The organism is Mariniflexile sp. AS56, from assembly GCF_030552475.1.
Classification (GTDB): Bacteria; Bacteroidota; Bacteroidia; order Flavobacteriales; family Flavobacteriaceae; genus Mariniflexile.
Genome location: NZ_JAUPED010000009.1, coordinates 192,347 through 210,962 on the forward strand (window position 1 = coordinate 192,347; position 18,616 = coordinate 210,962).

18 protein-coding genes are annotated in these 18,616 nt (G+C 34.7%); 10 read left to right on the top strand and 8 right to left on the bottom strand.

Annotation, left to right across the window (positions count from 1 at the left end):
* Positions 1-35 precede the first annotated feature (35 nt).
* From Q5N74_RS12690 to Q5N74_RS12720, 7 genes are all read left to right on the top strand, one after another.
* The gene (locus Q5N74_RS12690; protein ID WP_304389222.1) at positions 36-1,952 is read left to right on the top strand and encodes a DUF3857 domain-containing transglutaminase family protein; all 1,917 of its coding nucleotides are present in this window, start codon (positions 36-38) and stop codon (positions 1,950-1,952) included.
* Positions 1,953-3,971 carry a DUF3857 domain-containing protein gene (locus Q5N74_RS12695; RefSeq protein ID WP_304389224.1) on the top strand — a complete coding sequence of 673 codons (2,019 nt, stop codon included), beginning with the start codon at positions 1,953-1,955 and terminating at the stop codon, positions 3,969-3,971.
* Positions 3,972-4,298: a nucleotide pyrophosphohydrolase gene (locus Q5N74_RS12700; protein ID WP_304389225.1), complete on the top strand. Its 327-nt coding sequence runs from the start codon at positions 3,972-3,974 to the stop codon at positions 4,296-4,298.
* A gap of 95 nt (positions 4,299-4,393) precedes the next feature.
* A complete protein-coding gene (locus Q5N74_RS12705) occupies positions 4,394-5,626 on the top strand; it encodes a 3-phosphoshikimate 1-carboxyvinyltransferase (protein WP_304389226.1) in 1,233 nt (410 codons plus the stop codon).
* 115 nt (positions 5,627-5,741) lie between these two features.
* Complete coding sequence (gene queA / locus Q5N74_RS12710; RefSeq protein ID WP_304389227.1) at positions 5,742-6,791, top strand: tRNA preQ1(34) S-adenosylmethionine ribosyltransferase-isomerase QueA; 1,050 nt, start codon at positions 5,742-5,744, stop codon at positions 6,789-6,791.
* A gap of 226 nt (positions 6,792-7,017) precedes the next feature.
* Positions 7,018-8,058: a 23S rRNA (adenine(2503)-C(2))-methyltransferase RlmN gene (gene rlmN, locus Q5N74_RS12715; protein WP_304389229.1), complete on the top strand. Its 1,041-nt coding sequence runs from the start codon at positions 7,018-7,020 to the stop codon at positions 8,056-8,058.
* Positions 8,059-8,105: 47 nt separating this feature from the next.
* Positions 8,106-9,083, top strand: coding sequence for a polyprenyl synthetase family protein (locus Q5N74_RS12720; protein ID WP_304389230.1), 978 nt, complete (start codon positions 8,106-8,108; stop codon positions 9,081-9,083).
* 44 nt (positions 9,084-9,127) lie between these two features.
* Here the strand turns inward: Q5N74_RS12720 and Q5N74_RS12725 are convergent, their stop codons facing one another.
* The 7 genes from Q5N74_RS12725 to Q5N74_RS12755 all read right to left on the bottom strand — a co-directional run bounded on the left by Q5N74_RS12725 (position 9,128) and on the right by Q5N74_RS12755 (position 14,847).
* On the bottom strand, positions 9,128-9,907 hold the full coding sequence (locus tag Q5N74_RS12725) for an MIP/aquaporin family protein (protein ID WP_304389231.1): 780 nt from the start codon (positions 9,905-9,907) through the stop codon (positions 9,128-9,130).
* Entirely contained in the window at positions 9,900-10,523 is a 624-nt protein-coding gene (locus Q5N74_RS12730; RefSeq protein ID WP_304389232.1) for a low molecular weight phosphatase family protein, read from the bottom strand. The genes Q5N74_RS12725 and Q5N74_RS12730 overlap by 8 nt, the downstream gene beginning before the upstream one ends.
* 16 nt (positions 10,524-10,539) lie before the next feature.
* Complete coding sequence (locus Q5N74_RS12735) at positions 10,540-11,010, bottom strand: DUF6428 family protein (RefSeq protein ID WP_304389233.1); 471 nt, start codon at positions 11,008-11,010, stop codon at positions 10,540-10,542.
* Positions 11,011-11,048: 38 nt separating this feature from the next.
* Entirely contained in the window at positions 11,049-11,378 is a 330-nt protein-coding gene (locus Q5N74_RS12740; protein ID WP_304389234.1) for a helix-turn-helix transcriptional regulator, read from the bottom strand.
* 93 nt (positions 11,379-11,471) lie between these two features.
* Complete coding sequence (locus tag Q5N74_RS12745) at positions 11,472-12,446, bottom strand: transglutaminase family protein (protein WP_304389236.1); 975 nt, start codon at positions 12,444-12,446, stop codon at positions 11,472-11,474.
* A gap of 14 nt (positions 12,447-12,460) precedes the next feature.
* Positions 12,461-13,387, bottom strand: coding sequence for an alpha-E domain-containing protein (locus Q5N74_RS12750; RefSeq protein ID WP_304389237.1), 927 nt, complete (start codon positions 13,385-13,387; stop codon positions 12,461-12,463).
* 17 nt (positions 13,388-13,404) lie between these two features.
* Positions 13,405-14,847 carry a circularly permuted type 2 ATP-grasp protein gene (locus tag Q5N74_RS12755; protein WP_304389238.1) on the bottom strand — a complete coding sequence of 481 codons (1,443 nt, stop codon included), beginning with the start codon at positions 14,845-14,847 and terminating at the stop codon, positions 13,405-13,407.
* 310 nt (positions 14,848-15,157) lie between these two features.
* Between Q5N74_RS12755 and Q5N74_RS12760 the strand changes: the two genes are divergently transcribed.
* From Q5N74_RS12760 to Q5N74_RS12770, 3 genes are all read left to right on the top strand, one after another.
* A complete protein-coding gene (locus Q5N74_RS12760; protein WP_304389239.1) occupies positions 15,158-15,724 on the top strand; it encodes an RNA polymerase sigma factor in 567 nt (188 codons plus the stop codon).
* Positions 15,711-16,454 carry a hypothetical protein gene (locus Q5N74_RS12765; protein WP_304389241.1) on the top strand — a complete coding sequence of 248 codons (744 nt, stop codon included), beginning with the start codon at positions 15,711-15,713 and terminating at the stop codon, positions 16,452-16,454. Before Q5N74_RS12760 ends, Q5N74_RS12765 begins: the two co-directional genes overlap by 14 nt.
* Positions 16,455-16,535: 81 nt before the next feature.
* Entirely contained in the window at positions 16,536-17,627 is a 1,092-nt protein-coding gene (locus Q5N74_RS12770; RefSeq protein WP_304389242.1) for a hypothetical protein, read from the top strand.
* A gap of 366 nt (positions 17,628-17,993) precedes the next feature.
* On the opposite strand, the gene Q5N74_RS12775 is transcribed toward Q5N74_RS12770, so the two are convergent.
* Entirely contained in the window at positions 17,994-18,500 is a 507-nt protein-coding gene (locus Q5N74_RS12775) for a hypothetical protein (protein WP_304389243.1), read from the bottom strand.
* Positions 18,501-18,616: the final 116 nt, after the last annotated feature.

Consider the following 18,616-nt stretch of genomic DNA (forward strand, 5'->3'; position numbering starts at 1 on the left):
ATATTTAAGAATCTAACCATACTTAGACTTAATATATGAAGGTGAAGTACATTGTTTTATATTTTAGCTTAGTCACCACACTACAAATTTATTCCCAAGAAAAGTCACATATTAGCTTTACAATTCCTAGCAGTTTAAAGGAAAATGCGAACGCTGTGATTCGTTCCAATCAATTAGATGTTACCATTAATTCTGTGGATGATATGACGGTTTATGAAAAACGCATCATAACCGTGTTAAATAAAGAAGGGAATAGTAATGTGGAGGCTTTTGTGCACTATGATAATAATGTGAAAATTAAAACTTTAGAAGTTTTGGTGTTTAATCAATTAGGTGTCGAAATTAAAAAGATAAAAAAGAACGATTTTAAAGATGTGAGTGCGGTTGATGGTGGTACGCTGTATTCAGATTCTAGAGTGAAATATTTAGAATACACCCCCGTTTCATACCCATATACTATCGAATTTGTATGTGAAGTCCATACTAAAAACACCGCTTTCATAGAATCGTTTACGCCTGTTAATGATTATTTTTTAAGTGTTGAAAAAAGCGCGTATACCATTAGTTTTCCAAGTGATATAACCATTCGAACTAAAGAAAAGAATTTAGAAACCCTCGATATCACAAAGGAAGCGCTTCAAAATAAAATAAGTTATTCTGTAAAAAACATGGAGGCTATTAAGCCGGAAGATCACAGTCCTGCTTTGGTTGATATGGCTCCAAAAGTGTTGGTGTCTTCCAATAAATTTACATTGGAAGGTGTACAAACAGAGGTGGATGATTGGAAAGCTTTCGGGAAATGGATGTATCAAGATTTAATAAAAGATACCCACGATTTACCTGCAAGCACTATTGCGATGATTCAAAACCTTGTTAAAGATGAAGTTACCGATATAGACAAAGCGCGAAAAATTTACGAATACGTTCAAAATAAAACCCGCTATATAAGTGTGCAAGTAGGTATTGGAGGCTGGAAACCGTTTCAAGCATCAGAAGTCGATAAATTGGGTTATGGCGATTGTAAGGCTTTAACTAATTACACGATGTCGCTTTTAAACGCAGCGGGCATTCAATCAAATTATACGGTTGTTTATGCTGGAAGCTCTCAAAGAAGTCTAGAAAAAGATTTTGCGGCGATGCAGGGAAACCATGTTATTCTTAATATTCCTGTGGAAAACGAAGAAGATCTTTGGTTGGAGTGTACCAGCCAAAAACTACCTTTTGGTTTTATTGGCGATTTTACCGATGATAGAGATGTGTTGGTAATAACGCCTGAATATGGTGAAATAAAACATACCAAAAAGTATGGCACTGATGAGAATTTACAAGTTATATCAGGAACCTATACCATATCCGATGCAGGTTTTATTGATGTGAATGTAACCGTTAATTCTAAAGGCATACAATATGATAATAAGTATTGGTTAGAAACCGAAACCGAGCGTGATTTAGATAGTCATTATAAAAACAGATGGAGTTATGTGAACGGTATGAGCATAAATAACATGCATATTAACAATAATAAACTGGATAATGAATTTGTGGAAGCTATTAGTTTTGTGGCACCTAATTACTCGAAAATAATAGGTGATAGAATGTTACTTACGGTAAACGCATTAAATAGAAATACCAATATCCCCGATCGTTATAGAAATAGAAAATTACCACTAAAAATTAAAAGAGGTTTTAAAGATGTTGATGAAGTTGAAATTACGCTTCCTACAGGTTTTACCATAGAATCTGCTCCCGATAATGCGAGTATAGAAAATGAATTTGGTAGTTATAAAGCTGAAATTATAATTAAGGACGCTTCTACCATAGTTTATAAACGCGAGTTGCAAATTAACGATGGCGACTATCCTAAAGAAGCTTATGAGGCTTATAGAGCGTTTTATAAGGAGATAAATAAACTAGATAATTCAAAAATAGCATTAATTAAAAACCAACTATAAATGAGAGTTATAACCCTATTATTAAGTGTCTGCTTTTGCATGACCACGTTTGCACAAAATTTCAATTTTGGTAAAGTTTCAAAAGAAGAATTGGAAGAAAAATTTAATCCATTAGATTCTTCGGCAAATGCAACCTATTTATATAAATATAGAAAAACCTTTTTTGAATACCGGCCAGAAAAAGGGTTTGAGTTGGTTACCGAAATTCATGAGCGGGTTAAAATTTATAATCAAGAAGGGTTTGATTATGCGACTAAAACAGTAAACCTAGGTAAAAGAGGGAGTGATGATGAAGAATTTTCAAGCTTAAAAGCTTATACTTATAATTTGGTAGAAGGGAAAATTGAAGAAGATAAAATAGGGAGAGATGGAGTTTTTGAATCTGAATTACATAAATATGCCAATCAAGTGAAATTTACGATGCCTAATATTAAATCAGGTTCGGTTGTGGAATATAAATACAGCGTAACGTCTCCTTTTGTGTCTAATATAGATGATTTTGTGTTTCAACATAATATTCCTGTAAAACAGATTGATTTTAAGTTTGAAGTTCCAGAGTATTTTAATTTTAAACTTAATACTAAAGGTTTTCTACCTGTTGTTCCAGTGAGCGAAACCAAAAGGGATAAAATTTCATTTACTAATAAAGAAAGAACTGGAGGAGGAACAAATTCAAAAGCGGCTGTCACAACAAGCTATAGTACGTCAGATGTCGAATTCACGAAAAGTATCACAACCTATAATTTAGAAAATATTCCAGCCTTAAAAGATGAGCCTTATGTCAATGCGATAAATAATTACCGTTCCTCGGTTAAATATGAGTTGTCTTATACTAAGTTTCCAAATTCAAGCGCAACCTATTATTCTACAACCTGGGAAGATGTTGTAGATAAGATTTATAAGAGTAATAATTTCGGTGATGAATTGGATAAAACGGGGTATTTTGAAACAGAGGTCGACGCTTTAATTGGCAGTGTATCCGATCCTGCAAGACGTGCCATGTTAATATTTGATTTCGTTAAATCTAGAGTTAATTGGAATGGGTATTATGGATTTTATACCAACGATGGTGTTAAAAAAGCATATAAAGATCAAGTAGGTAACGTAGGTGAAATCAATTTAATGCTAACCTCTATGTTGCGCTATGCAGGTTTAAAAGTATATCCGGTTTTGATAAGTACCCGAGAACATGGGGTGCCTTTATTTCCAACAAGGGAAGGTTATAACTATGTGGTGGCCTACGTGAAATTAGCAGGAGGTGGTTTTTTATTAGATGCTACCAATAAATTTAGTGTACCCAATGTGCTTCCATTTAGGACCTTAAATTGGCAAGGTCGAATTATTTCAGAGCATGGAGGGTCTGAATTAATTGACCTGTACCCAAATGAGATATCAAAAAACACCGTGTCTTTTATGGCTGTTTTGGATAATAACGGTAATCTAAATGGTAATTATAGGTCTGTAAAAACTAACCACGAAGCACTTCTGTATAGAGAAAAGTATAACAATGTCAATAAAGAAGATTTTTTAGAAAAATTAGAGAATAAGTATAATGGCATAGAAATTTCTGATTTTAAGGTTGTAAACGATCTAGATCTGTCCAAACCCATTATTGAAAGTTATAAATTTTCCAAGGAAAGTCAGGCAGATATTATAGGAGATAAACTGTATTTTTCACCATTTTTCTTTTTAAAAGAAAATGAAAATCCGTTTAAGCTAGAAAATAGAGAATTCCCTGTAGATTTTGGGTATGCTTCTACAACATCCCATAGAATGCTTATTAAAATTCCAGATGGGTATAAAGTTGAAAGTTTGCCAGAGCCCGCTGTATTGATGATGCCAGATAATTTAGGTGTTTTCAAGTTTAACATCAATAATGAGGGGGCTTCGATTCAATTGGTTGTTGATTCTCAAGTAAACCAACCGATTATTTCAGCACTTCATTATCAAGCATTAAAAGAGTATTTTAGCAAAATAATAGAATTGGAAGCACAACAAATTGTTTTAACCAAAGTATAAATGAATATTCAAAACGCACAAAAAGAGGTAGATAACTGGATTAAAGAGCACGGTGTTCGTTACTTTAACGAACTTACTAATATGGCACAACTTACAGAAGAGGTTGGGGAGGTGGCTCGTATTATAGCCCGTAGATACGGAGAACAAAGTGAAAAGGAAAGCGACAAAGGGAAAGATCTAGGCGAAGAATTGGCAGATGTCATGTTTGTTGTTTTATGTTTAGCAAACCAAACCGGTGTCGATTTACAGCAAGCTTTCGATGCCAGAATGGATAAGAAAGGGAAGCGTGACCACGATAGGCACCATAATAATGAAAAACTAAAATAAATTATAAGTATATTTGAGCGCTTCTTTTAAGAAGCGTTTTTTATGTCAGTTCGGGCTTCGTTACGAACTGTTTTGTTAGTTTTTTAAATTATAAAATGAATATTACACTTCAGAAATCTCAAATTGCAAATCGTCAATCAAAAATAACTGTAACAGGTTCTAAAAGCGAATCGAATCGATTGTTGCTTTTAAAAGCCTTGTTCCCAACTATTACTCTAGATAATGTTTCAAATTCAGATGATAGTTGTTTGATGACGGACGCCTTAAAATCTACTTCTAACCTTGTAGATATTCATCATGCAGGTACCGCCATGCGTTTTCTAACCGCTTATTTTTCGGTTCAAGAAGGTCGTGAAGTAACGCTTACAGGTTCTAAACGTATGAAAGAGCGCCCTATTAAAATTTTAGTAGAAGCCCTTCAGGAATTAGGAGCAGAAATAGAATATGTTGAGAATAGTGGGTTTCCTCCAATAAAGATTACTGGGAAGAAGCTAACTAAAAATAAAGTGTCTTTACAAGCAAATGTGAGTAGCCAGTATATTTCAGCATTACTTTTAATGGCATCAAAATTAGAAAACGGTATAGAGTTAACACTAGAAGGTGAAATTACTTCGGTTCCTTATATAAAAATGACGCTTGCCTTGTTAGATGAAATTGGCGTAGAATCAACTTTCATAGGTAATACCATTACCGTAAAACCAGCAGCGAGCACCCAACAACCACGAACCTTAACGGTAGAGTCGGATTGGTCTTCGGCATCTTATTACTTCAGTATTGCTGCGCTTTGTGAAGTTGGAACAGAAATTACACTGTCTTCATATAAAGAAAACTCATTACAAGGTGATTCTGTATTAGTTGAAATCTATAAATCTTTTGGTGTAGAAACAACTTTTGAAAACAATGCAATGACCTTGGTGAAAGCGGTAAACGTAAATCCAGAGTCTATAATCGAATTCGATTTGGCTAATGCCCCAGACATTGCTCAAACCATTGCAGTAACTTGCTTTGCTTTAGGTATGGCTTGTAATTTAACAGGACTTCACACGTTGAAAATTAAAGAAACAGATAGATTAGTCGCTTTAAAAACTGAAATTGAAAAATTAGGTGGACAAGTAAATATAACTGATAAGTCGTTACACCTTTTAAGGTCAACTGTCATAAAGGAATACGTGCCTATTGGTACCTATAACGACCATAGAATGGCTATGGCATTTGCACCTTTAGCACTTAAAACACCTATAGTTATTGAAGATGCTGAGGTGGTTTCAAAATCATACCCAACCTTTTGGGACGATTTAGAATCTATCGGTTTTAAAATAACTAAATAATAATCACGCATTTACTTGACAAGGCCTATGCCACAATCGTATATTTGCAACCGTTTGTAATTTTAAGTATTGGTTTACAAACGTATAACAAACAAATACATAAACTCTTTTTTATATGAAGTTATCACACTTTGGTTTTAATTTACCAGAAGAATTGCTGGCAGAATACCCCGCAGAAAATAGAGATGAGTCTCGTTTAATGGTTTTAGATAGAAAAAAACAAACCATCGAACATAAAATGTTTAAAGATATTATCGACTATTTTGATGAAGATGATGTTTTAATCCTAAATAACACAAAAGTATTTCCTGCCAGATTATATGGTAATAAAGAAAAAACAGGCGCAAGAATCGAAGTGTTCTTATTAAGAGAATTAAATGAAGAACAACGCCTTTGGGATGTATTGGTAGATCCAGCACGTAAAATAAGAATTGGTAATAAATTATACTTTGGTGATGATGAAACTTTAGTAGCAGAAGTTATCGATAATACAACCTCTCGTGGTCGTACATTACGTTTCTTATATGACGGGTCTTATAAAGAATTCCGCAGAAAATTAAACGAATTAGGTGAAACACCACTTCCAAAATATATAAAAAGAGAAGTGCAACCAGAAGATGAAGAGCGTTACCAAACCATTTACGCTAAAAATGAAGGAGCCGTAGCTGCACCAACAGCAGGACTTCATTTCTCTAAACATTTATTAAAACGTTTAGAGATTAAAGGTGTTAAATTTGCTGAGGTGACTTTACACGTTGGTTTAGGTACTTTTAATCCAGTTGAGGTAGAAGATCTTTCTAAGCACAAAATGGATAGTGAAGAACTTAAAATTGAAGAAAAAGCAGTAGAAATAGTAAATACCGCTAAGAAAAATAAAAAACGTATTTGTGCTGTGGGTACAACAGCGATGCGTGCTATAGAGAGTTCGGTTTCTTCAGGAGGCGAATTAAACGAAGTTGAAGGATGGACAAATAAATTCATTTTCCCTCCGTACGATTTTAGTATTGCAAACTGCATGATTACTAACTTCCATACACCAAAATCAACCTTGTTAATGATGGCTTCAGCGTTTGGAGGTCATGATTTTATCAAAAAAGCATACGAAGAAGCTGTAAAAGAAAAGTATAAATTCTACAGTTATGGCGATGCCATGCTAATCATATAATTTTAAAAGAGCCTTGTTAATTCAAGGCTTTTTTTATATAATTAATTTGGGCATTCCCCTGTCGGGTCGGGCTTTCGGCAGTCGCTTCCCTATAAAAAAAATAGGGAGAGCTTCAACAATGCCTCAATCCCTAATGCAGTTCATAACTTCAAAGTATGTTAAGCAATCATAAATCATAAGTCAAAAATCGTTATTCATAAATCCTTTCCCTATTTTTGCATCACTTATGGCAATAACAAAAAAAGACATACGCGCATTAACTAAAGAGCAACTTCGTGAGTTTTTCGAAAAAGAAGGCGATAAAGCCTTTCGTGGCAACCAGGTTTACGAATGGTTGTGGCAAAAAGGCGCACACTCGTTTGATGATATGACGAATGTTTCGAAAGAAACCAGAAACATGTTGGAAGAAAACTTTGTTATCAACCACATAAAAGTCGATACCATGCAACGCAGTAGCGACGGTACGGTTAAGAATGCAGTGCGTTTACACGATGGGCTAATTGTAGAGTCGGTTTTAATACCAACCGCCACCAGAACAACAGCCTGTGTGTCGAGTCAAGTAGGCTGTAGTTTAGATTGTAAATTTTGTGCTACGGCACGTTTAAAACGCATGCGTAATTTAAACCCCGACGAAATTTACGATCAAGTAGTTGCCATTGATAATGAAAGCAAATTGTATTTCAATCGCCCACTTAGTAATATTGTTTTTATGGGCATGGGTGAGCCTCTTATGAATTACAATAACGTTATTAAGGCTATTGATAAAATTACATCTCCTGAAGGTTTAGGGATGTCTCCAAAACGTATTACAGTATCTACATCGGGTGTGCCAAAAATGATTAAAAAAATGGCTGATGATGATGTGAAATTCAACTTAGCGGTGTCATTACATTCTGCTATTGATGAGGTTCGAACGACTATCATGCCTTTTAATGAGCATTTTCCTTTAGATGATTTGAGAGAAGCCTTAGAATATTGGTATGCTAAAACCAAAAGTAGAATAAGTTATGAATATGTAGTTTGGGGTGGTATTAACGACTCCAAAAAGGATATTGATGCCTTTGTGAAGTTTTGCAAATATGTGCCATGTAAGGTCAATATTATTGAATATAACCCTATTGATGATGGTGAGTTTCAACAAGCATCAGACGAAGCATTACAAAATTATATTTCAGCATTAGAAAAAAACCGTATTGTAGTAAATGTACGCCGTAGTAGAGGTAAAGATATTGATGCGGCATGCGGACAATTAGCAAATAAAAGTTAAATGATAAAATTCTATAACTTATATTTGAATCTTCATAGTATAGAAATTTGAAAATAGTAGAGCAAATAAAACACCCCATAGCCTTTGAGATGGATCTTTTCGAGCAAAAGTTCCTGCTTTCAATGTCTAGTAAAGTGGCCTTACTAAACAGAATTACAACCTACATAGTAAACCGCAAAGGGAAGCAAATGCGCCCTATGTTTGTGTTTCTAGTAGCCAAAATGGTGTCTAATGGTGAGGTAAGCGAACGTACTTATAGAGGAGCTTCGGTTATTGAATTGATACATACCGCTACTTTGGTGCACGATGATGTGGTAGATGATAGTAACCGTCGCCGCGGATTTTTCTCTGTTAACGCCCTTTGGAAAAATAAAATAGCCGTTTTAATAGGCGATTATTTACTGTCTAAAGGTTTGCTTTTAAGTATTGATAATAACGATTTCGATTTGCTTAAAATCATTTCTATCGCAGTACGTGAAATGAGTGAGGGCGAATTACTTCAAATTGAAAAAGCAAGAAAACTTGATATTACCGAGGCTGTTTACTACGAGATTATTCGTCAAAAAACAGCAACTTTAATTGCTGCTTGTTGTAGTTTGGGTGCTGCTTCTGTTAAGCCAGAATCGGTTCACGTAGAAGCTATGCGTAAGTTTGGTGAACTTATTGGAATGGCGTTTCAAATAAAAGATGATTTGTTTGATTATAGCGACGCCCAAATAGGGAAACCTACAGGTATCGATATTAAAGAACAAAAAATGACACTTCCCTTAATTTATGTGCTAAATCAAGCAGATAGAAAAGATAAAAAGTGGTTAATCAACTCCATTAAGAATCATAATAAAGACACGCGACGCGTCAAAGAAGTGATTACGTATGTGAAAGATCATGGTGGTTTAGATTATGCTATTACCAAAATGAAGGAGTTTCAAGAAGAAGCGCTTCTAATTCTAAAAACCTACCCAGAATCAGCCTATAGAAATTCACTAGAATTAATGGTGAATTATGTAATTGATAGAAAAAAATAACCGTTTGGTTGGGTATCTCCAAGAATTAATAATTTCTCTGAATTTTATGCTTTAATGTTATTAATGATTTTATTCATTAATGTAGCTAATAGGCCGCCAATAAAAGGAGCGAGGATGTATACGGTAAAAAAACTATACGGGTAACTAGGAAATGCAGCCATTTTCCAACCACCAAAATAAGCAACTAGTCTTGGTGCAAAATCTCGAGCCGGGTTAAAACCACCTTGTGTAAAAGGAGCAATTAAACAAATGAGTAACGTAACTGTAAGTCCAATGAGTATGGGTGTAGTGTTGTCAATTTGTTCCTGTCTTTCTATCAACCTGAAAATAACGAGAACCAAAATAAATGTACCTAGTCCTTCCATAAACCCTGCTTTTAATGGTGATGTATGCAACAAGCCCTCAAAGCTTGGGTTTGGAAAATACTCGCCAAACATCATGGCAGAGCGGTATGAATCTGCACTGCCACGAACAATAGCGTGGGTGGTTTCGTAAATTATAATACTGTCATTAAATATAAAGTAAATCAATGCTGCTGCCATAAAGGCTCCGAAACTTTGACTTAAAATATAAAAAGGAAGTTTTTTAAATTTTAATTTTTGAGCGAAACACATGGCTAAACTTACGGCAGGGTTTAGGTGTGCAGGACACATGTTTCTAACCGTGAAAATAGCAATGGCAACGCCAATACCCCAAATAATAGCAACTTCTAAAAGACTATTAAAAGCACCTAGTATAACGGCAGAAGCCACAGAACTACACCCAAATAGTACTAAAATGAAAGTTCCAGCGAATTCACCTAGATACTCTTTAATGTTAGCCATTGGTTTTTATTGAAGCAAATACATATAAAAGTTCTGTGGCGATTTGTAAACTTCTTTCATTATATTTTTCGGCTTGTTGTGGCGTATTATCAAAGGCTTTAGGGTCTTCAAAGGTGACAGGAATACGTAAATCGGCACCTGCTATAAATGGGCAACCGCCATCGGCTTGTGAGCAAGTCATGATGGCTGCAAATTCCGATTTCGGGTTGAAAGACGCATCTAATTTCTTTGAAAAACCAATGATAGGCTGTTCGTTATCACTGTATTTTATGCTGTAAACAGGATTCTCACCTTGAGAAAGCGTGTTAACTTCAAAACCAGATTTTTTTAAGGTCTCTGCAACCACAGGAAATAAAGCAGTTGCTTCGGTACCACCAGAATAACAAAACACATTTTTAATATTAAAATGTGCTGCCATGGTTTGTGCCCAAATTTGCGATAAGTGGCTGCGTCTTGAATTGTGCGTGCAGATAAAGTTGATGCGTATTGTTTGCTGTGCATCACTTTTAGCTTGAATATAATCGACTAAAGGCTGTAGCGTTTCTTTACGTTCTTTGGTGATGGTTTCAACGTTTAAAGTTGAAATAAGGCTCTCAATGGTGTTAAATAATGTCATGTACTGTTTGTTTAAATTAGCAACAACCACTTCCAGGAGCACAAGATGCGCCTGCAGGTGCTATTTTAGATAGTTGATTTTTTTGTTTTTCTACTGGCACACCGCATTGGTCTTGCGCCAAACAGTCTGTTTGTTTTGTGGTTAGTAGGAAAGAGGTTCCATCAAAGTCCAATCCGAATTTTCCAATGGTATCGGCTTGGTATTCTACCTCAATTTCTAAATCTTGAATGTTTAATATGTTTTCGGAAAGGGTAATAATGTTTAGTAATTTTTCTGGGTGCAATCTGTGGTCGTAGTCGTTTGCGTTCCAAAGTTGAAAATTCACAACTTCTTCTTTACGCACCGTACCACCACAATCGATAAAGTTTTTGGTTATTTTACCAACTTCGGTCACATGGAAATGGGTTGGTACTAAATCGCCGTTAGGTAATTTAAAAGCGATGGTGTCTAATTCACTTAATACTTTTTTTACTTCTGAAAGTTTCATATGTATCTATTTAATGCGATTAATAAATGTAATTTTTTTTAACAACAGGTTGTTTGGGGAAGGTCTTGATCTAAAAATTGAAGCATAACTGCCTTCATTTTTGTCCAGTTTTCCGTGTTTATACAATAGCAAACACTGGTGCCTTCTACGTTACCTTTAATGAGTCCTAAGTTTTTTAATTCTTTTAAATGCTGAGAAATGGTGGGTTGGGCAAGCCCAATTTCATTAACCAAATCACCGCATACACAGGTGTCAATTTTAAATAAATGCTGCAAAATCGCTACGCGTGCAGGGTGACCAAACACTTTGGCGAACAAGGCGATTTCGTTTTGTAAGTCGGTAAATATTTCAGTTTTGGCTAATCCCATGTCTTGTATTGTTATATTGCAATATTACGATTAATAATTGAATAAGGAAACAACAACAATAATTTTTTTAAAATTTTACTGTTGTTGCTGCTGTTACTGTTGCTGTTGTTGCTGTTGTTGCTGTTGTTGCTGTTGTTGGATGCGTTCTAAATTACGTTGGTAACTATTACCTTTTTCAGAATCGGCAAAGGTATTTGGCGGTATAAATGTCGCTTCTTGTTGTTTAGATGTGTTAATTTCAACTTTTACAAATAAATCAGATTCAACTTTTCTTTTAAAGACGCCTTTTACGGGCGAGCAATCGGTATAATTTCTTCCTACCGCTAAGCGTACGTGGTTTTCATTTGCAATGGCATTATTGGTAGGGTCGATACCTAACCAGCCATAAAACGGAATGTATGCCTCTATCCAAGCGTGGGTAGCACCTTCACCTCGCGATATACCATCTGTAGGGCAAATATAGCCGCTAACATAACGCGCAGGGATGCCAGTCATTCTAACCATTTGCAGTAAAATGTTGGTGAAATCTTGACAAACACCAGCTTTTAAATTCCAAACATCATCAAGAGTAGAGTCTACATTGGTAACGCCTTTAATGTATTTAAAATTGGTGTAAACATATTCGCAAAGTAGTAAAGCTGCTTTGTATGGCGTGGTCTCATTCAGGTTTTTTGACTGAATTAAGTCTAACACATCATCAGAGCCACTAAATACTGCTGGTTTTAAGAAATCAATTACATCAGCATCATATTTTCTTAATTTTAATTCTTCCCACTGTTCTGAAGTTTTTACACTATCATCTGGAAATAAGCGATTCGTAGTAATAACTTCTGCTTCAGAAGTAATCATGAGTTCATCATGTGGTTCAGTAATTAAAAAAGTACCTATTCGATTGTTGTAAAAATCAAAATATGTTTCTACAAGCGGGTTTTTTGTGACCGATATAAAATGCGAAACTACCTTTTGGTAATCATCATTAATAGGGTGTAGTCTAATTAAATTGGCACCGTCAATTACAGTGTTGCTGTAGCTGAATTTGGTAATATGTTTTATAAAGAATGTGGCCATAATTATTTTAAAAATCAATTAACGTTAGAGAAGTAAACGGAATTTATATTAGCTGAAATATTTCGAACATCTTCTTTTATGCCTTCAATATAATTATTTAAGCCTTGCTCCATAATGCTTTCTGTGGTTGTGTATTTGATGGTGCTTTCTAGCTTTCCTAATAAGAATTCTAAATTGTTTTTTTCAAGTTCGTTGGTTTCAATAAGTTGATTGATATGTCTGTTTAGTTTATTAACGCAGTAATATACTGATCTTGGAAATGATTTGTCTTGGAAAACCATTCGAATGATATGCTCTTCGTTAAATGTTGATTTATGTGTTTTTAAATACAATTGATAGCCACCAATGGATAGTAATAAGTTTTTCCAATAGAAACTTTTTTCTAAACTATCTGAAGTATTAGCAATCTCCTTCAGTTTAAGAGCCGTGAAATCAGATATTTGAATTACACGTTCTAAGAACTTACCAACATGCATAAAGTAATAGGAAGGACCGCGTTCTTGTGTTACGTCAGAAGTGCCATAGTAAATTAAATGGTGCTTTCTTAAATCTTCTAAAAATTGAACAGGGTCTTCTTCCCTAAGTCTTCTAGGTAAATCTTTATCTGTAAGGTATAAGTAGTAATTGTTAATGCATAACCAAAGTTCTCTGGAGATGTGTTCTTGAACACTTCGGGCGTTTTCTCGGGCCTTGGTTACAATGTTTAAAATGGAGTTTGAATTACCAATATTAAATACCATGAAATCGATACATTCTATGGCGTCTTCTGTGTAAAAATCATTTTCAGAAGTTGTGAAGTTTTTAATAATGGGGGTCCATGAGAATAGTTCTGGGGAGTCTTGATTTGCATAAAAATTTACTTTAAGTAAACTTAAAATTCCATTACCACGTTCCATGTATCGGTCTAACCAAATAAGGTTATTTGCTACTCTGCTTAACATATTTTATTTTTTATGAATTATTCTAATACCCATGTGTCTTTACTACCACCACCTTGCGAGCTGTTTACTACCAGAGAGCCTTTTTTAAGTGCGACTCTTGTGAGGCCTCCAGGGCAAATATCAATACCGTCTTTACCAGCTAGGGCAAATGGGCGTAAATCGATACAACGAGGTGATAACTGACCATTGATGTAACACGGGGCAGTTGATAGTCTTAATATGGGTTGAGCAATGAAGTTCGCTGGTTTTTTCTTAACGTTGTCTAGATAGTCTTTTATTTCCTCATCGCTAGCTTCGTGGCCCATAAGCATACCATATCCACCACTACCATCGGTTTTTTTAATAACCATGTCGCGTATGTTTTTAGTAACATATTCCAATTCGTCTGGTTTACCTAATTGGTAGGTGTCAATATTCTTTAAAAGCGGTTCTTCATTTAAATAATATTTAATCATATCTGGCACGTAAATGTATATGGCTTTATCATCTGCAATACCAGTTCCGGGTGCATTTACAATATTTACATTCCCTTTTCTGTAAGCAGCCATGATGCCAGCAACACCTAGAACACTTTTCGCATTAAATTCTAGTGGGTCTAAATAATCGTCATCAACACGTCTGTAAATAATATCTACCTGCTTTAAACCATTGGTAGTTTTCATGTAAACAAAGTGGTTTTTTACTACCAAATCGGTGCCTTCAACTAATTCAATTCCCATTAATCGGGCCAGGGTTGTATGTTCGTAATACGCAGAATTATAAATACCAGGTGTTAGTAATACAATATTCGGGTTGGGTAAATCTGAAAGTTCTTTTAGTTTTTTATAAAGCAAGTTTGGGTAGTTTGAAACCGACCTCACATGGCTTTTTGGTAAAACACCAGGGAATAAGCGCTTCGAAATTTCTCTGTTCTCTAGCATATAACTTACGCCAGATGGGGTTCTTAAATTATCTTCAAGCACATAAAATTCACCATCATTATTTCGTATTAAATCTACTCCAGAAATATGCACATACACATCGTATGGTACTTTTACCCCTTTCATCTCTCTTAAGAAATTAGGACAAGAGTAAATTAAATCGGCAGGAATAATGCCGTCCTTAATAATAAACTGCTCGTTATAGATGTCTTTTATAAAAAGGTTTAAGGCTTTAAGACGCTGTTTAATACCTTTTTCAATTTTATCCCATTCAGGCGCTGTAATAATTCTAGGTACAATATCAAAGGGGAATATTTTTTCAATACCTTCATTGTCATTATAAACCGTAAAGGTGACCCCTTGGCTCATAAATAGCTGTTTAGAAAGGTCTTCTTTTTTTGTAAGTTTTTCTGGAGATGTGTTTTTTAGATATTCAATAAAACCTTCGTATTGGGCTCTGAATTTCTTACTATCACAGTACATTTCATCCCATGTACTAGGGAGTTTGTCGTAAGACGAGAAAAGATGATTGTTATTCATATATTAAAAGCTATAGTCTCAAAAGTAATAAATTGCTGAAAAATTTTTAATGAATTAACGGTTTATGTGAATAAAACACAGGCTTTATTTCAATTTGTTAAAAATAATTCGATATTTTGATAAGTAACCTGTTTTTTTCTGCTTTAATTATGGGCTAAATAATTTTTGTAAGAAAGCATGTGTTCAAATTAGTGAATTATATTTATTAAAAGAGCAACTTCAAGTTATATTTAAGAAAAATATTTAAAACTAGGCAACCATTGGCATAAAATTGGCGTCTTTATAGATAGAAAGCTAAATGAACTCATTTTTGAAAGTCATACAACTCCATAAAAACGAACCCGTACTAATAAAGCGGGCAGCGAAAGGTCATCGGGACGCACAACATATGTTGTATGAATGGTATGCACCCAAAATGCTAAGCGTATGCCGGTATTATATTAAAGACGTGCAGCATGCTGAGGAAGCCATGTTGAATGGTTTCTTTAAAGTGTTTTCAAGTTTGAAAAATTTTAGAGCAGAAGGTAGTTTTGAAGGGTGGATTCGCCGCATTATGGTAAGGGAGTCTATCTCGTTTTTAAGAAGTCAGAAACATATTGAATTTCCTGTTGAAGAAATCGATTTTAGAAACGAATGTAACGACCCTATAAATACAGATATAGAGCTCGACCAAATACAACAATTAATTGATGCCTTGCCTGAAGGTTATAAAATGGTATTTGTAATGTTTGCGATTGAAGGGTATAAACATCATGAAATAGCGAGCATGCTGAGTATAAGTGAAGGGACGTCGAAATCGCAATTATTTAAAGCGCGCAAAATGCTTCAGGAGCGATTACAAGAATTGGATAAAAAAACAAGTTATGGAATCAAATAAATTTGATCACAGTATAAAAGAGAAGCTGGAAGGTAGAAATTTACAGCCATCAAATAAGGGGTGGGAGCAACTTTCAGGTCGTTTAGAAAAGGAAGACAAGAAGCAAACGTTCAAAGCGGCTTGGTGGTTGGGTATCGCAGCGAGTGTTGTGGGTATTTTGTTTGTAGCATTTCAATTTTATAAAACGGAAGTAGTATCACCTATTATAGTAGATGTCCCAACCGAGATTTCAAACAAGGAAACTATCCAGGCGGTTGTAGATACAAAAGAGACGCCAAAAGAGGCTGTTAAGGAGATTCAATTGAAGGAGAGTTTAATTAAACCGACTTTAGAAGAAATTAAAAGTACTCAGGTTAAAGAAAGTCCAGTAGTGGTTGTCGGAACTAACACAGCTGTAAACCCTAAAGAAATAATCAAACCTGTGGAGATCGTAAAAGAAGTTTTGTCCTTTGAAGAACAAAAAATACAAGATGTGGTTGCAACCGTGCAAGGTTTGAGAGACCAGAGCTTAGTGGTGACCGATGCTGTTATCGATGACTTATTACAAAAAGCCCAAAAACAAATTCGAGTAAACCGCATGTATAATGCGAGCACAAGTGTTGTGGATGCCAACTCACTTCTTCAGGAAGTGGAAGCCGAATTAGACCAGTCCTTTAGAAGTAAAGTGTTTGAAGCGATAAAAGCAAGTTACGGAACAGTGAAAACGGCGGTGGCACAGCGAAACGATTAATACTCGTATCAAATCCTGATTCTAGAAAAACAGTAATATCAAATAAAAATTCATCAATCAAAATCAAAAAAACGAACAGTTATGCAAACAATTACTAAGTATGTAGCGCTCTTGCTACTAAGTTTAAGCGTGCAATTCATCGCTGCACAAGACACGATCTCAAAACCTAATCAGGATGGTAAACTAGAAACATTTCAAAAAGCAAAAGACCAAATTGTAAATGAAGAACGGGCACTTTTGAAAAAGGAAGTAGAAGCTATTAATAAGCAGGTTGAAAATGGCGAAATTTCAAATGAAGAAGCCGACATGTTAAAAAAGGAAGCTGCCAAAAAACATGCTTTAAATATTGAAAACCGAATGGCGATTATCGATAATAAAATTGCTCTTTCTGAACGCAATGAAACTGGTTATGAATTTGTAGGTGAGCGCGGTATAAATGGCATTATAAGAATAGGAACGGGCGACGATACCAACGAAAGTTTTATTTTTATAGGTGATAAGGGTAACGATACCCCTAAAAACTTAAAATATGACAGGCGTACTTCAAGCGATTTTGTACTAGCCTTTGGTTTAAATAATGCACTTGTTGAAGGTGAAAAACTAGACGATTCTCCTTATAAATTTGGAGGTTCCCGTTTTTTCGAAATAGGGTGGGCATGGAAAACCCGCGTTTTTAAAGAGTCTAATTTTATGAGAATTAAATATGGGTATTCCTTCCAAATGAATGGCTTAAAACCAGTGGATAATCAATATTTTGTACAACAAGGTGATGAAACGGTTTTGGAAACATTTCCATCCGATTTGAAAAAAGCAAAACTAACGGTGAGCAATTTAGTATTTCCTGTGCATTTTGAGTTTGGCCCATCAAAAAAAGTAGAAAAAGACACGTATTTTAGGTATTCAACCACGAATCAATTTAAAATAGGATTTGGTGGTTATGGCGGATTTAATATAGGAACGCGTCAAAAATTAAAATACGACTTAGATGGTGATGCCAAAAAAGAGAAGCAAAAACAAAGCTTTAATACCAGTAACCTGGTGTATGGTTTAAGCGGTTACATTGCTTTCGATCAAGTGGCACTGTATGTGAAGTATGATCTCTCACCTATTTTTAAAGATCAAGCGATTAAGCAAAATAATATATCTATTGGATTGCGGTTTGATATGGATTAAATGAAACATCAAAAAGCTTCCAAACGGAAGCTTTTTAATTTGCCTGTTTAACTAAGGTTCTGTATTTGAAGAGAAGTGTTAAATACTCGTTTTTGTAACACTGAATCAGGTTTCAATTTTTTTGGTCTTTGCAAATAAATACAATTTAAAACTTATTGTTGTTTTATGTGTTCTTTTGTGCTTCCTTGTAACTATTCTTTTTTATCAATAGTCCTATCATTGTTAGGAGCGGGAGGAGTGGGTGTGTATACGAAATCTGGAACGTCACTCTTGATTATAGGTTCAGAATTAGGTCTTTCAGTAATTCTTCTTCCTTGGCCTTCATTTAGGGGGGCTTTGTTTGTTTTGTCTGGCATATCGGTATATTTAATTGTTAATATTTATGTCAATTCCGTAATTGTTTTTAAGATAAATTTTCATCTTAAAATTTGATTTATTTATGATATTATTTCCTACTTCAAACAGTATGTCATCATTGAAGTTTAATATTTCTGCGATTTCTTTTCTATATTCAAAATAGGCGTCAGCCGATTGCTCACTTGTAATTAATCCATTTTGGATTTTGTGCCATAACCGTTCAAATTCAATATTTAATACATCAATTTTTAGGCATTTTGAGTTCAATTCTTTAACATACTTATAATATGGAAAATACGGTTTTATGACCGTGATTACTTGAGATAGAGCAATAATTCCTCCCCAAATCAATGGGTTGCTGTCCCAAATTGCCCAGGCAGCAATACTTCCTGAAGATGCTATGGCTAAAAAAATATTAATATTTCTATCCCATTTTTGAAATTTACCCATCAAAAAGTTTAGACAATATCCTTTAAATCTTAGATTACACAATTCAGCCCAAATTTGATTTCTCATCTCTCATTCATTTATGAATTACAATGCTATGACGAAGTTCTGTTTTTAATGAACTTTATCAGTTGCAACACGAAGTTAGTTCTTTTTTCTCACAAATTCAACCACCCAAAATAAAT